The organism is Ferrimonas aestuarii, assembly GCF_005116665.1.
GTDB classification, from domain to species: Bacteria; Pseudomonadota; Gammaproteobacteria; order Enterobacterales; family Shewanellaceae; genus Ferrimonas; species Ferrimonas aestuarii.
Map to the genome: position 1 here is coordinate 34,736 of NZ_SWCJ01000009.1, position 15,513 is coordinate 50,248.

The 15,513-nt window shown below is 51.5% G+C and carries 12 protein-coding genes and 1 riboswitch; of the genes, 6 read left to right on the plus strand and 6 right to left on the minus strand.

Translation table 11 applies throughout. From position 1 onward, the window contains the following. Nucleotides 1-25 precede the first annotated feature (25 nt). Nucleotides 26-868 carry a cobalamin-binding protein gene (locus FCL42_RS12545; protein WP_136863768.1) on the minus strand — a complete coding sequence of 281 codons (843 nt, stop codon included), beginning with the start codon at nt 866-868 and terminating at the stop codon, nt 26-28. A 24-nt stretch (nt 869-892) separates the two neighbouring features. After that, on the minus strand, nt 893-2,719 hold the full coding sequence (locus FCL42_RS12550) for a TonB-dependent receptor domain-containing protein (protein ID WP_136863769.1): 1,827 nt from the start codon (nt 2,717-2,719) through the stop codon (nt 893-895). Nucleotides 2,720-2,883: 164 nt separating this feature from the next. Further along, nucleotides 2,884-3,072: riboswitch (cobalamin riboswitch) on the minus strand. A 302-nt stretch (nt 3,073-3,374) separates the two neighbouring features. Here FCL42_RS12550 and FCL42_RS12555 point away from each other — a divergent pair. After that, the gene (locus FCL42_RS12555) at nt 3,375-3,884 is read left to right on the plus strand and encodes a GNAT family N-acetyltransferase (RefSeq protein ID WP_136863770.1); all 510 of its coding nucleotides are present in this window, start codon (nt 3,375-3,377) and stop codon (nt 3,882-3,884) included. Nucleotides 3,885-3,939: 55 nt separating this feature from the next. On the opposite strand, the gene FCL42_RS12560 is transcribed toward FCL42_RS12555, so the two are convergent. Next, nucleotides 3,940-5,064: a M14 family metallopeptidase gene (locus FCL42_RS12560; RefSeq protein WP_136863771.1), complete on the minus strand. Its 1,125-nt coding sequence runs from the start codon at nt 5,062-5,064 to the stop codon at nt 3,940-3,942. Nucleotides 5,065-5,300: 236 nt separating this feature from the next. Next, on the minus strand, nt 5,301-7,289 hold the full coding sequence (locus FCL42_RS12565; RefSeq protein WP_136863772.1) for an SDR family oxidoreductase: 1,989 nt from the start codon (nt 7,287-7,289) through the stop codon (nt 5,301-5,303). Between the two features lie 138 nt (nt 7,290-7,427). Here FCL42_RS12565 and FCL42_RS12570 point away from each other — a divergent pair, with 138 nt between their 5' ends. The 3 genes from FCL42_RS12570 to cls all read left to right on the plus strand — a co-directional run bounded on the left by FCL42_RS12570 (nt 7,428) and on the right by cls (nt 10,892). Next, on the plus strand, nt 7,428-8,276 hold the full coding sequence (locus tag FCL42_RS12570) for a helix-turn-helix domain-containing protein (protein ID WP_169308382.1): 849 nt from the start codon (nt 7,428-7,430) through the stop codon (nt 8,274-8,276). Between the two features lie 241 nt (nt 8,277-8,517). Then, the gene (locus tag FCL42_RS12575; protein WP_136863774.1) at nt 8,518-9,378 is read left to right on the plus strand and encodes an endonuclease/exonuclease/phosphatase family protein; all 861 of its coding nucleotides are present in this window, start codon (nt 8,518-8,520) and stop codon (nt 9,376-9,378) included. 62 nt (nt 9,379-9,440) lie between these two features. Beyond that, the gene (gene cls / locus FCL42_RS12580; RefSeq protein ID WP_136863775.1) at nt 9,441-10,892 is read left to right on the plus strand and encodes a cardiolipin synthase; all 1,452 of its coding nucleotides are present in this window, start codon (nt 9,441-9,443) and stop codon (nt 10,890-10,892) included. Between the two features lie 13 nt (nt 10,893-10,905). On the opposite strand, the gene FCL42_RS12585 is transcribed toward cls, so the two are convergent. Beyond that, nucleotides 10,906-11,274 (minus strand): hypothetical protein, encoded by a 369-nt coding sequence (locus FCL42_RS12585; protein WP_136863776.1) that lies wholly within the window; start codon nt 11,272-11,274, stop codon nt 10,906-10,908. 294 nt (nt 11,275-11,568) lie between these two features. On the opposite strand from FCL42_RS12585, the gene FCL42_RS12590 reads away from it, so the two are divergent. Both FCL42_RS12590 and FCL42_RS12595 read left to right on the plus strand, forming a co-directional pair. Then, on the plus strand, nt 11,569-12,462 hold the full coding sequence (locus FCL42_RS12590) for a LysR family transcriptional regulator (RefSeq protein ID WP_136863777.1): 894 nt from the start codon (nt 11,569-11,571) through the stop codon (nt 12,460-12,462). A 93-nt stretch (nt 12,463-12,555) separates the two neighbouring features. Next, nucleotides 12,556-13,434, plus strand: a complete 879-nt coding sequence (locus FCL42_RS12595) for a TSUP family transporter (protein WP_136863778.1) — start codon at nt 12,556-12,558, stop codon at nt 13,432-13,434. A gap of 31 nt (nt 13,435-13,465) precedes the next feature. Here FCL42_RS12595 and FCL42_RS12600 read toward each other — a convergent pair whose 3' ends face one another. Further along, complete coding sequence (locus FCL42_RS12600; RefSeq protein WP_229359860.1) at nt 13,466-15,247, minus strand: sensor domain-containing protein; 1,782 nt, start codon at nt 15,245-15,247, stop codon at nt 13,466-13,468. Between the last annotated feature and the right edge of the window lie 266 nt (nt 15,248-15,513).

Here is a 15,513-nt window from a genome sequence, read left to right on the forward strand (position 1 = left end):
CTGTTTGGTCTTATTTCATCCCCACTTAATGAGCTTTAGCCTGACGCGCCGCATCGATGGCTTCACACACCTCTTCCATGCCATCAACCAACCTAGGCCCGGTACGATGCACCAAATCGCCATTGATAAAATGCTGTTGATTGCGTTTCACTGCGGGGATTTCCGGCCATCGATTCCAATCCAGGCCGGCCTCTTTGGCGGCGCCATGGTAATGAGGTTTTAGGATCACCTCCGGCATGGTTAAGATCACCTGCTCTTGCGATACCTGTGGATAGCTGGCCGGATTGTCATTAAACACATTGATGCCGCCGCAATCGGCGATCACCTGGCTCATCCAGCCATCTGAAACCGTGGTTAACGGCGCAGGCCAGATCTGGTAGAACACCTTAACCTCAGCGCGGCCCTGATATTGCTGGCGTACCTTTGCCAGCTTGGCTTCAAAGTCATCTGCCGCTTGACTGGCTTTCTCGGCCACCCCCAAGCGTTGCCCCAATTCCCGCAGACGGGTTGCCACCCCGTCAATTTTGCTGACACTGGTGTCCTCCACCGGCAAACCAAGACCTTTGATCTGCTCCAAAATCAACGCATTGGTATCTTGGTAACTGAGCAGTACCAGATCGGGCTCAAAGGCCAGCAATGCCTCTAAATTGATCGCATTGTAGCTGCCCACCCGAGGGATCTGTTTGGCCGACTCAGGGAAGTCGGCGTACTCCACCGTAGCAATGATTCGCTCGCCGGCGCCTACGGCATACACCATCTCTACCGAATGAGGAGAGAGCACCGCCAATCTCTGGGGCGCAGGCTGTGCCATCGCCGCCACCGACACCAGAATGCTCAACCATACCAGTGGCAAACTTGCCTTTTTCACGGGCTCTCTCCTATTCCAAGCTACTTAGAAATTTCGATAACTTAAGCTAACAAACCACTGGGTATCAGGCCCTAAGTAGTTGCCATTGCTGATCAACTCTTCATCCAACAGGTTATTGAGTTTTAACCGCAGTTGCCAGTGAGTATGCAGCTGATAACCAACACTTAAATCAAGGTTATGATAGGGTGCCAGATAATCGGTTTGGCCATCAAAGTTGGTATCGCCCTCACTGCGCTTGCCTTGATAGCGATAGTCCATTCGCAGATCCAATTGGTCGACTCGGTAACTCACACCATAATCCAGTTGATGTTCGCTGCGCCCTTCAAGCTCATTCCCTTGATGATCCTCGGCATTTAGGTAGGTGTAAGCAAGCTGGTGCTCAAGCCCCCAAAAACCAATTTCAGCGCCCAGTTCAACTCCCTGAAGATCCGCTCGATGCACATTGCTTGGCTTATAGATGTCCCAACCAAATTCATCTTTTTCACCGGTCTTTGCCCAGTCGATAAGGTTATCGACCTCATTATCAAACCCGCTGATGTAGGCGCTAAGGTTATCCCCTTGATAACTTAAGGTCAGTTCCCAGTTTTCGGATGTCTCAGCCTGCAAAGCCGGGTTGCCTAGGTTTGGCCAATAGAGATCATTAAAGGTTGGCACCTTAAAGCCGGTGGCGTACCCCAATGCCAATTGCCAACTGGAGGTAAAGTTGTACGCGGTGCTCAGCTGATAAGAGGTTTCATTATCAAGGCTTTCTACCTCATCAAAGCGCAGCGCTGCTTCGGCAGTCCAGCGCTCATGCTCATAGCGACCTGCAAGGTAAGCCGCCCAGATATCGCGCTCATCTTGCTCATAGCTCCCAGCAACCGACTCCTTGGTGTAATCAAGGCCGCCAGTCACATCTAGGTTGCCGGTTTGAAAACCGTGTTGCCAGCTAACCTGGTCTCGGCGCGTCTCATACAGGCTTTTGCCAGCAACGCCGTCACGGAAATTGCGATTGCTGTCGCGCATCTGGCCAAACTTAAGCTCGCTGTACTGCTCACTGCCTTGATAATCCAGACCAAGCTGCCACAAATGGTTGCTGTAGTCCGCTCGATTGGCGTAGGGCGCACTGTTGTCGTAGTCATAATCGCCTTGACTCAACTGCCCCACCCAAAACGCTCGCCACTGAGCCGACAACGGCTGCTCACCGACCAGTCCCACACCAAGGCGCTCATAGCCATCATCGTCCGCTTCCCCATCGCGACGAACGTCAAAGCCATCGCTTTGCTCCCAAGACAGAGAGACAGAGGACTGACCTGCGCCGTGGGCAAGCCCCAATGCGCCGCTTCCACGGGCATAGCTATCGCTGCCGATCTCGCCGGTCACCACACCTTGACCCGACGTCAACCGGCGGGTGAAGATCTGAATCACGCCACCGATGGCATCACTCCCCCACAGCGCCGCCCTCGGCCCATTCACCACCTCGATGCGCTCGATCATCTCTGGGCTCAACGCTGAGAAACTGGCGCTGCCTAAGGTCGCCGACCCCGTTCGAACGCCGTCAATCAACAGCAATACGTGATCGGAGCTAGAGCCGCGAATGCTGACGCTGGCCGATTGCGCTGGGCCGCCGTTTCGCGTTACCGACACCCCAGGCAAGGTTTCCAATAGATCCACCACCGATTTCGGGTTCATCTGCTCAATTTGGTCACGCTCGATTAAATGCACCACAGAGAGCGATTGTTCGATGCTCAGGGGCATGCGATTAGGGGTAACAACAATCACCTCATCCACTGAGGTAGACGCAAAGGCAGAGTTGGATAGGGTTGGAATCGCCGCTGCAATGGCAACGGCCAGACGCGTTTTTATACTCATGACGATCCTTTATTTTTGTATTGAGTAATAAAAAGCGCGGGAAAGCTCCCGAAAGGGAGGAAAGCACAAAGGTGCCAACAACAGAGATTGACTAACTTACGGCCAATGGCTTTACAGCCTATTTTGATTTCAGTCAGACGTTCTGCTCAAGTAACCCGCTTGAGTCGAATCAACAAACTAAGGTAGGTCTCCTGACTTTCAGCATCCCAACGCCGTCCCTTCCCAGTTTCCCGGTGGTTTTGACGACGTCGCTCTGATTACAGTTGCGAGTACAGTTGCGGATTCTCACCGCATTCCCTGTTACCCACTGCCCATGGGAACCATCCCCTTGGCAGCAGCACCTTAATTTGGAAGCCATTGGGCTTCGGCGGTCATTGTGCCTAACCAAACTAAAAAAACAACATGGTTTCTGATATTTATTAACAATAGGTTATGCCATTATTGACGGCTTATACCATCCTGATTAAGTAAGTGATCCATTTAGTGCGCCGAATAAATCGTTTCAATCAAGACGCGAGACGCCGATGCTAGTGGCTCTAACAACAAGTCTCGCAACGAAGAGTGAAACGATTTAGGCAAGCAATAATGACCAGATATTTATTCAGGATGGTATCGTGCTCAAACAAGCTTTCCTTTTACCATCATGGAGTCACTCATGCCCCTACCCATCGAAACCGAGCGTTTGATACTGCGAGAGTTCTCTCTTGACGATGCCCAAGCGGTATTGGAGTTCTCCGGCAACGAACAAGTCACCCGTTATACCGGTGATGCTGGCCAGATGACCGACATCAACAAAGCGAAGTGGGTAATCGAAAACGTGTGGTTAGCCGGTTATAGAGAGCACGGTTTTGCCCGCTGGGCCATGGTGCACAAGGGCGACAATCGGGTGATCGGGTTTTGCGGCATCAAGATGGAGCCTCGTATCAATGATGTTGATATTGGCTACCGGATGCTGCCGGAATACTGGGGGCAGGGATTGGCCAGTGAAGCGATGGCAGCAACGCTTGAGTACGTAAAGCAGCACTTTGAGCTGCCGTATCTTATCGCCGAAGTCGTTAAAGAGAACCTCGCTTCCAAAGCGATCATCGAGAAGTTTGGCTTTGAATTTGAGAAAGAGTACCAAGATCTCGGCTTCACCGTTCTGCGCTATAAACTTGAGCTATAAAAAAGCCGCGCTATCTGCAGACAGCGCGGCCTCTCTCAAGTCGGAATGAGATCCATTAGATCTTATCGATCACCGCGTGCACTGCCGCCAACACATCTTGGCCAAATTGACTGCTTCGCTCAGGTGACCAACCGTAATCTTCATCCGGTTGGAAGTTGTGATCCTTAAATGGCATCTCAACGGTGTAAGACAGGCAGTTAAATTGCTCCGCCACCCAATTTGAACCCACGGTCAGATTGGCTTTACCTGGCTCATCTTTGTCGTAGCCATATTCATCCTGAAACTCAGGGGTGATGGTGGACAGCGCCTGTTTGAACGCCTCTTCCAACTCCTTACGACACGCGTCGTAGGAGGGAGTGCCTTCACTGCCAGCAACGAAGTTATAAGGGATGGCCTCATCCCCATGGATATCAAGGAACATATCTACCCCGGTGGCCAGCATCTGCTCACGCACGAGGTAAACCTCTGGGCTGCGCTCCATCGATGGCGTTTGCCACTCACGGTTTAAGTTAACACCAATGGCGTTGGTACGCAGATGACCGCGAATGGAACCGTCAGGGTTCATATTAGGCACCACATAGAACACGCTGTTACCCAACAAGGCGCGGCCTACGGTGTCGTTGTCATCCAACAGGCGGCTGAGTAAGCCTTCGACAAACCACTCGGCCATGGACTCCCCTGGGTGCTGGCGAGCAATGATCCACACCAGGTTTTTGCCCGGTTCTGGGGTGCCAATTTGCAGCAAGCTCACGTCATTGCCATCGTGGGTATAGCCCAGTGTTTTCAGCTCACACAGAGGGTGAGACTGGGCTTGCGCCAACAGCTGACGGTGACGTTCAATGCCATAAGGCGCAAAGTAAGCGAAATGGATGCTACCGGCTTCAGGCTCAATCTCGAACGTGAGGGTATCGCCATCAAATGAAGCGGGAATGCGGAACCACTGCTGGTTATCGTAGGAGGCAACCACGTTGTAGTCTTGCCAGCCTTCCGGATACGCCGATTTGGCAAGATTAACAATTTCAATTTTATGGTATTGGCCCACTTGGGTTTCTAAGCGGAAATGAAACCACTGATAAAACTCCGACAAGTTGTCGTTGGGAATGCTGAGCTTAATCTGATCCGGATGCTCTGCTTGAACAACGTTAATGCTGCCGCTATCAAAGTTGCTGAATATCTTCATTCCTAGTTTCCTGAGTCCATTGTGACGACCGCCGTAGCCTAGCACACCTTTTTCGACAAATCTTATTCAATTCCCCTAGATAGGTAACCTTTATTGCTTGTTTTATCGCCCAAAAATCGGTAGGTATCCGAGGATAACCCGACCAGATTATGGCAAACGCAGGGGCTACTTCTCGGTGCGCTGTCGCAATAAAAAAGGGGAAGCCGCCGCGTCCCCTATTTACTGAGCCGATTGGCTTATAGATAGTTACCGGACATCAACGCCGAAAGCGCCACCTGCTCCGGAGTCGGCTTGACCTCCTCTTCCGGCAGCCCTTGAGCCGCAGCGGAATCTGGGAACATCTTATAGGTGGTACTCATCAGCAGTTCATAGAGCTTAGGCGCTAAAATGCTGGCAGCACGCATGGCACTGCCCATGCCGGTGTTAACCTCGGCGGGTTGCTCAAGTAGCGCCTCTTCGATCATCGCCACCGCCTCTTCCGGGCTCAGCGTTGGCGCAAAGTTATAGATCTTGGTGGCTTCAATCATCGGGGTCCGCACCAAAGGCATGTGCACGTTGGTAAAGCTGACGTTGTGCTCACGATACTCTGCCCCTGCTGAGCGAGACCACGCATCCAGCGCCGACTTCGATGCCACGTAGGCAGAAAACTTAGGCGCGTAACCGGCCATCACTGCGATGGTTGAGATGTTCACCACGTGTGCACCGCCGCGCTCCACCATGCTCGGTAAGGCACGCATCGTCAGGCGCACCGGAGCAAAGTAGTTCAGCTGCATGGTGCGCTCAAAATCGTGAAAACGCTCATAGGTTAACTTCAGAGAGCGGCGAATGGAGCGCCCGGCGTTATTCACCAGCACGTCGATGCCACCATGATCGGCAATGACGTCGTCAATCAGCTTATCACAGGCATCCAGATCGTTAAGATCGCATGGGTAGTAAGCCACTTCCGCGCCTTTGGCGAGCAGCTCGGCTTCCACTTTGGCTAAGTTATCTTCATCACGGGCCACCAAAATCACCTTGGCACCCGCTTCCGCCACTCGATTGGCCAAAGACAAACCGATGCCGGAACTGGCTCCAGTAATCAGCACCACCTTGCCATCCACATGCTCTTCCAGAGTTTGACTGCCCATGCGCTGAGGATCGAGGTTTCGCTCCCAAAAGTCCCACAACACGCCGGCGTAGTCTCGTAACGGCGGCACGGAGATTTCAGTACCCGCCAACGCACGTCGTGTATTGGAATCATCAAAGCGCGTCTTAAGATCCAACAGGCCCAGTGCTTCTTTGGGGATATTCAAACTGGAAAGCGTTTGTTCAATAAGGTGCTGAACCGCAGGCAGGTTCATGATGGCCGCACGAATTGGCCCAGGGATAAACCCGGTCACGCCGGGGCTTACCCCAACAGATAAACGGGAACCATGGGCGGCGCGGCTGAACACATCCAGCGCCTCAATCATCTTGGTACCTGGATTATCCACCAGGTGGTAACACTGACCTTGAGTGTCTTCGGTATGAATAATGTGGTCGATGGCATCGGCAACATAGTCCACCGGCACCATATTAAACTCGCCCCCTTGGATGCCGAGAGCGGGAATCCAGCTGGGAAGAATATCACGCAGCTTCTGCAATGTTTTAAACAGGTAATAGGGGCCATCAATCTTATCGATCTCACCGGTTTTCGAGTGGCCAACCACCATGGAAGGTCTAAAAATACGGTAAGGGAGTTCCGTTTGCTGGCGAACTAATGCCTCGGAATCGTGTTTGGTACGTAAATAGGGGTTGATATCAAGGCCTTCAGCCTGTTCGAACATTTGTTCATTAAACACGCCTGGATATAAGCCAGCAACGGCGATTGAGCTTAAATGGTTAAAACACTTAGCCCCGAGCACTTTTGCTAATTCCAACGCCTGACGAGTTCCCTCTACATTAATATCGCCATTGGATTTAGCGTTGGCGGTAATATCGTAAATCGCCGCACTGTGAATAAATTCATCCACTCGGTTGTATAACTTATCTTGATCTGCAGCACTGAGCCCGAGCATCGGTGCGGTAAGGTCACCTTTTACTAAGGTAAACCGGTCGGCATCGACTCTTAACAGCTCACACAACGCGCCAATCTTGGCTTCTGAGCCCTCCCGCACTAAGACAAAAATATCGCCTTCCCGCTGCGCTAAATTGGCCAGCAAATATTTCCCAATAAAACCGGTACCACCTGTAATAAATACACCCATGTATTCGACCTCTTCTATCCATAGACCATCGACTTTACTAATAATGGGAAGATGTTATGTTGGCTTCTATTACCTGAAAGGTAATATTTACTCAGTTTTGCTCTATCGTGAGACATCAAAGCATAAAAGGAAGTAATGATGGAGAAAGTCGCACTGAAAATATCTCAAGGTGCCTTCGGTAGATTACTTCGTTTCTGGCGTAAAACTCGTGGACTTAGCCAGGAAGCCTTAGCCTACAAAATTGATACGAGTCTGAGGCATTTTAGTTTTTTGGAAACGGGCAAATCACTGCCCAGTGCGGATCTCATCGAGCGTGTCGCGCAGGAACTCAGTCTTAACATTCGGGAGACCAATAACCTCCTCGCCGCCGCAGGCTATGCCGCCAGAAGCTTTGAACTTCGTCCAAACTCACCCGAGCACCAATGGCTCACCCAATCCTTAATTGCCACCCTTAAGGGGCTTGATCCCTACCCCACCATGATCATCGACCAATGCGGTAACGCCAAGATGATCAATCGTGCCTTTGTGGCCATGGTTCACCACTACGCGCCGCTGGTGGCCGATGCCGAATCATTCAATATGATTGACCTTATCTTCACTGATCGCGGCTTTAAGCCATTTCTCATCGGCTGGGAAGACACCATCTGCGCTCTGGTACTGACGCTCCAACAAGATGTGCTGATGTACCAAGACCCCTGCTCCATCAAATTGCTCCAACGAATCTTAAAAGAGCCCTCCCTCCCCAAAGACTGGCGCAAACGCGGCTCCAAGCAGATGAACGTCACCGGCTTTGTCACCACGACCCAGTTTCCCGGAAAGGAGATCGAGCAGCAGATGCACGTGGTGCACACCGTCGGCGCCACCAGTTTTGTCTCTGAACCGAAGCTAATGATCTACACCATCTACCCAAAGGACTTCAGCGCAGGCAGACGTTGGCAAGCCTATCTGGATCAGTTTGACGGCAATCATCATCTATTGCCCTACTGAGATCTCCGTTTGTCTGGGGCGATGCTTTTTAACGGGCACCTAAACGGTCTCTCGGATTCACCCAAACCACACTTACTAGGGAATTTAAAACTGGACCACACCACCTACGTTATGACTGAAAGCACAGAAGGCCATCCCCTTAAAGCTTGAATAAGCTCAAGGATTCGGGAACTTTCCCAAGATACTGAGGTTTAATACAGGTATCGTAGTCTGACTCCACGCTTGAGCAACACTTATCCTTATGAACCTATGTCTCACCCACTTTTGTCGCTTGGCGCTGTTATCGTCACTCCTGTTGAGCTTGACCGGTTGCCCCAGTGCGCCAGAAAAGCCCAGAGTCTTTGCAGGCACGGTGGACGCCTCTTCAGAGCCATTAAGCGTTAAAGAGTCATTGACCGTAATATCCTGGAATGCCCATAAACCGATGATCAATGACGAGTGGTATCAACAGCTTAAGCGAGTGAAAAAGCAGTTCCAGCCGCAAATCGCCGCTCTGCAAGAGATGCAGCATTTAGCGGGGTTTCCGTGGCAGGTGCCCGGCTATCACTGGCAGTTTGGTGCCAATTTGGATTACGGCCAGAGCAGTTATGCCGGGCTAATGACCCTGACGCGAAACCCGGTTTCCAGTAATCAGTTGCTACTTTCTACCGAGACCGAACCCGTTACCGGCACCCCAAAGGCGGGACTAATCAGCATGATTCCACTGGATAATCATCAGGAGCTGTTGGTTCTCAATGTGCATGCCATCAACTTTGTGCGCGACAGCCACTACCAAACTCAGCTGACCCAGTGGCGACAAGCACTTGAACACCATCAAGGGCCAATGCTGATCTTAGGCGACTTCAATACTTGGTCACAAAGCCGGCTGACACAGCTACAAGCATTGACTGACGATTTAGGTCTTTCGCCCGTTACCTTTGACGATGCACAGGAGCTGACTCAATTTATGGGCTCGGCTCTGGATCACATCTTCTACAGCTGCCAATTGCACCTCGACTCTGCACAGGTGCTCGAAAAACTGGACAGTTCGGATCATCTGCCACTGCTGGCCAGTTTCCACTGGCAGCAGTGCGATGACAAACCCGAGGGTGACCTGCAATAACTAGCTGAATAAGTAAGGCTTTGCGAGTATATTGAATCTAGGTTAATTCAATTTCGTCACCTATGACCGCATTTTATCATTGGCTCACTCTGGCGCTGGTTGGTTTCTACTGGGTAATCGTCGCCGCCGTTTCCCTGCGCATCGTGCTCAAGCGACGCCCCTTTGGCGTGTCGCTGGCTTGGCTACTGCTTATCTACATTATCCCTCTGTTTGGGGTGATCGTGTATCTGCTGTTCGGTGAGATCAACATCGGCCGCAACCGTCGAAAACGCGTCAAGGTGATGACTCCGCAGTTTCGCCAGTGGTACCAACAGCTGTCCAGTTCAGGCTCACCATTAGGTCCCCTCGCCCGGCCAATTCACGAACTCAGCATCCGAAGGCTTGGTATCCCCGCCCTTTGTGGTAACTCCATGGAGCTGTTGGAAAACTGCCAAGGCATTCTAAAACGTCTGATCCGCGACATCGAACAGGCCAAAGATCAGATTCATTTAGAGTTCTATATTTGGCACCCCGGAGGGCTTGCCGATGAAGTTGCCGAGGCCCTAATCGATGCTCAAGCGCGAGGGGTTCAGGTACGCGTTCTACTCGACGGTGCCGGCAGCCGCGACTTTTTTGCCAGCAACTGGCCAGCCAAATTCAACGACGCCGACATCGAACTGGTAAAAGCACTGGGCGTAAACCCATTGCGGATGTTTTTACGGCGAATGGATCTGCGCCAGCATCGCAAGATCATCGTCATTGATCAAAAAGTGGCTTACACCGGCTCGATGAATCTAGTGGACAGTCGCCACTTTAAGCAAAGCTCCGGTGTTGGCGAATGGATCGATGTAATGGTCAGAATGACTGGCCCCGCGGTGTGGCCGTTATACGCACAGCAGTGCTGGGACTGGCAATATGAAACCGGTGACTCATTGCTAAAAGAGGTAACTCCCCTGCCAGAGGATCTGGGAGCCAGTTGCGATAATGGCCACTCGGTGCAGGTGATCCCATCCGGCCAAGGACTGCCAGAAAACTTAATACAGCAAGTGCTGCTGTCGAACATCTATCACGCGCGCAAGAGCATCATACTGACCTCTCCCTACTTCGTGCCCAGTGAACAACTGGTGGACGCACTGTGCACCGCGGCGCAAAGCGGGGTTGATGTCAAAGTGGTGGTACCGGATAAAAATGACTCCTTTATGGCGGAGTGGGCCAGCCGCGCGTTTTTTGCTGAACTATTACGCTCTGGGGTGAAGTTGTATCGATTTAGCGGTGGCTTGCTGCACACCAAGTCGCTACTGATAGACGACGCTCACTGCATCATAGGTACGGTTAACTTGGATATTCGAAGCCTGCTGCTGAACTCGGAAGTGTCATTGGCCATCGATGAACCCGAATTTTGCCAGCGCTTGCAGCAGCTACTCGATGGCTATTTACAACAGTCTCATCAGCTTGATGGCGTCCGCTGGAAGCAGCGACCAGTTTGGCAAAAATTAATAGAGCAGTTTTTCTATACGTTTGCGCCGCTGCTGTAGTTACCATCGGGAGTTACTGCAGCTCAATGCTCGCTTGGATCATGGCATTGAGCACCACTAGGTTGGCAACGCAGTGATCAAGATCGGCCGGCTGCTCCAGCACCGCCGCACAAATTAGATGCTCAAGTTGCCAATCGATCAGCAGGCTGGGACAGCGGTTTCTCAGCGCCACCATCTGAATCTCATCACCGCTCCAGGGGCGGCTTAACTCGATGTGGCCGACATTTTGCGACTCATCCCAATGCAGGCCCAACTGCACCGCAGGGCCACTAGGTGGTTGAACCACCATGGCATCATCACCAAAATCACCAAGAAAAGACCAACCGTGTTGATCGAGCACTTGGGTTACTTCTGTTTTTTCTAGCGCATCCATGACGCCCATCCACTCTGTTCCATCAGATCGTTCTAAGCCATCAGACCCAGAAAGATCGAGTTATCTTTCACAGAACTCCCGCATCCTTGCGGTACTGCACTGATTGGCAGTAAACCTCAGTCGATAGCAAGCTGCAAGTATTGGGCTCTATATGATGCAGTGCCCTTCATCCCCGCCGAAAATCGCGCTAGTGGAACGTTCAACGGTAAGTTCACTCTACGATCGTATCATCGTGAACTTAGGCAGTGAATAGATGTAAGTTATCATTTATGATGGGTTTAATTACATAAAGTTATTTTTTATATGGTTAATCTGACTTGGCTACAGACCTACGTCACCTTAGTGGAGACCGGTCACTTTACTCAAACCGCAAACAAGTTGGCGATGACTCAGCCGGGTGTGAGCCAACACGTGCGCAAACTGGAACAACACTATAAGCAGCCACTGCTAAACCGCATCGGCAAAGGCTTTGAGTTGACTCAAGCTGGGCATCGGGTCTACCAGCAGGCGCAGCGTACTCTGGGTGAGCTAGCCGGCCTTGAGCAGCAACTGTCCACAGACGACCCCTTCAACGGACCGGTGCGCATCGCCAGCCCAGGCAGTTTGGGGCTGGAGCTGTACCCGCTATTGCTTAATTTGCAGAGTAAGCACCCTAAGCTCAGCATCGAATACAGCTTTGCCCCCAATACCGGTGTTGAACGAGATCTGGTGGCGAGAAAATTGGACTTAGGCTTGGTTACTCGCCTTGGTGAGCGGCCGGATCTGGCCTATCAACCCTTTGGTGAAGAGGCGCTGTGTTTGGTTACCCCCGCAACCGTTCCCGAACCCACTTGGGATAGCTTAATGACGCTGGGTTACATTGATCATCCCGATGGCCCCCATCAAGCCAACCTTTTACTGGGCGCCAATTACCCTGAATACCAGCAGCTCAGCCAATTTATCAAGCGTGGGTTTTGTAACCACATCAGTCTGATTCTTGAGCCTGTCGCCCAAGGGCTTGGATTCGCGGTATTGCCTAAATTCGCGGTGTCCAGTTTTGCCAAGCAAGAAGCCATTCGCGTGCACGGGCTCCCCAACCCCATTGCTGAGCCCATCTATCTTGCTCAACGGCGTCACCAAGCCCTACCCACACGATTGCAATCGATCATCAGTGAAATTGCATCGGCACTGGGTCAAATTGAAGCTAGCTCAAACTAAATCGCAAAAGAGTGGGATATCCTGCTCGGTTTCTGGATAAATGCAGTTCAACCTGCTAGCATCGCGCGCCTGAATTTTCTATAGGGCTCAACGATGCTAGCCACTGCACTGCAGATCGTATTTATAGTTGGCGCCTTGGTTTACTGTTTCATGCTGTACCAAGGATTCAAAGCGCAACGCTCGGAGATGGCCTCCAGCTCTACCTCATACGCCAAGGTTGGCGCCGTTGGGGCATTCGCAAACTTCATGGATACACTGGGCGTGGGCAGCTTCGCCATTAAAACCGCGTTCTTCAAGCAGTTCAAATTGGTTGATGACCGACTGTTGCCAGGCACTTTAAATGGCCAATGCGTACTGCCGACCGTGGCTCAGGCCCTGTTGTTTATCGCTGCCGTCGACGTTGACCCAACAACGCTGATCAGCATGATGGCCGCCGCCGCCTTAGGCGCGACCTTAGGGGCAAAATGGGTGTCAGGTCTAGACCGCCAGCTAGTGCGCTTAATCATGGCGATGTCACTGCTGGTTGTCGCAGGCCTCATCTTGGCTGGACTGCTCGGTTGGTTCCCCATCGGCGGAGAAGCCATGGGTCTTAGTGGCACCAAATTGGCTATCGCCATTGTGGGCAACTTCGTCTTTGGCGCGCTAATGAGTGTAGGCATTGGCCTGTATGCACCCTGCATGACTCTGGTTTACCTTCTAGGTATGAACCCATTAGCGGCCTTTCCTATTATGATGGGATCCTGCGCCGTATTGAGCTTCTTCTCTGCGGGCACCTTCATTCGCAACGGCGCTTTTGATGCCAAAGCGGTGGTGGCTGTCGCCATTGCCGGTCCGATTGCGGTAGTACTGGCGGCAACGCTGGTAAAATCGATGGACGTTGAGATGCTTAAGTGGCTAGTCGCCGCGGTGGTGCTTTATACGTCAATCTCGATGTTTCGCTCTTGGAAGCAAGATCGCATCCTTGCCAAATAACCAACAAGGGCTGCCATTGGCAGCCCTTGTTCTATCTAAGCTCTGTTGGCTCTAACTCGAGATCATGTTCTCGCTGCTGCCAGCGCTGTTTAACTAAGTACTCAAACTTAACGGCTGGAACCGGCGGACTCACCAGATAACCTTGCCCAGCTTCGCAGCCTTGGGACTTCATGTACTGATATTGGTAGTGGCTTTCAATGCCCTCGGCGGTCACCACCATATCCAGATTATGGGCAAGAGAAACAATGGCTTGAACGATTGAGCTGTTCCGTTCATCTCGCTCAAGTTCAGAAATAAAGCTACGGTCAATCTTAACGCGATCGACAGGAAGGTTTTTCAATCGGGCGAACGATGAGTAACCAGTACCAAAGTCATCGATGGCGATGGCAATGCCCAACTGCCTCAATTGCCAAAGCTGAGCCACCATGCTCTTCCCATGCTGCAATAACATGGTTTCGGTCACCTCGATCTCCAGGCTCTCTGCGGGAACATGATGTCGTTCTAATGCCGCTTGTATCACTTCCACTAGATCGCCATTCTCTATCTGTTTTACGGAGATGTTGATGCTGGTGTGTTGTAAAGGCAGTCCCTGATCAATCCAGCTTCGCACCTGAGCGCAGGCCATGTCGATCACCTGATTGCCGATATCCACAATCAAGCCTCGGGCTTCCGCTTGAGGAATAAAATCTGCAGGAGTCAGCACTCCCCGTTCGGGGTGACGCCAGCGAATTAACGCCTCTGCACCGGTGATCATTCCCGACTGCAAGTGGAAAATCGGCTGGTAGACGAGGAAAAACTCCTGATTGTTTATCGCTTGTTTTAGCTGATGTGCAAGCCCCTGCTCCTTTGCCATCTGCGCCGCCATCTCGGCGCTGTAGCAATGCACCTTACAGCGCCCTAAACGCTTGGCTTGCTTCATCGCGACTTCCGCTTGGTGCAGTAAAGCGCGGGTACTGTGCAGTTGTGCGGTCATGTGGCTCAAACCCGCACTGGCACAGGTCAGTACATCGACGCCATCAACATACAATCGCTGATTTAACCGAATGATGATCTCTTTAGCCCAGGCCTCAATCAAATCAGCACGTTGATTGGGAATTACTACTAAAAACGTATCCCCGGTAAACCGCCCCAGATAGCCATCACTGGGCAGTGAATCGGCGATGATCTCAGCAATTCGAACCAATACCTTGTCACCAATTCTCAGGCCATACTCCTCATTCAAAGCACGGAAACCATCGGCTCCGATGCACACAAGGCTTAGCTGCTGAGTATCAATGGCCATCTGTTGGCCGATGCGCTGCACTAAGGCGGCTCGGTTGGGCAATCCGGTCAGTGTATCTGTGTATTCAGACAAGCGAAGTTTATCTTCCACCTGCTTTTCTAAACTGATGTCTCGACCAACCGCAAACAGTGCAACGTCGTTCTCATTTTCGATTGGCACCGCATTTAACGTAACTTCGCTTTGAACCAACTCTCCCGTTTTTGCTTGGTGTACCCATTCAAAACGGTGGTAACCATATTTGATCGCGGAATCGATCATCTTTTTGGCCAAGTTGGTCGACGTTTGCTGATTCGGCTGATACTTGGGGGAGATATCGGAGGGGCTCAGGCCAATGAGTTCTTCGGTGCTGCCATAGCCAAGTTGATTCGCGGCCATCTGATTACACCAGAGAAACCGCCCTTGATAGGTCACCCACATCATATCTGGAGACGCACTGAAGACGATCCGTATGACCTCGAGGTAATCCAGCAGTGCCTGTTCGGTCAATTGCTTTTGCGGAATGACAAATCGTGCCAACTTTTGATGCTCCATCACCAATCAGTGGTCCTACTCATTTAGTCTTTTCAAGCTAGACATTATCACGCTCAACATGAAGTTAAAAGTCCGTAACAGGCTAATTTGATTATGCTTTATAGAGCGTTTACCTGCTAGAAAACCTTGCAACAAATTGCCAGTAAGACTCTGCCCAGCTTCGATAGCATGATACTCTTTAAATGGTTCACTAACTGGTAAATGCTCCATTGCCGCTTTATAAACTGTGCTTTCAATGGTAACGAAATCAGTTAACGTCAAACCCA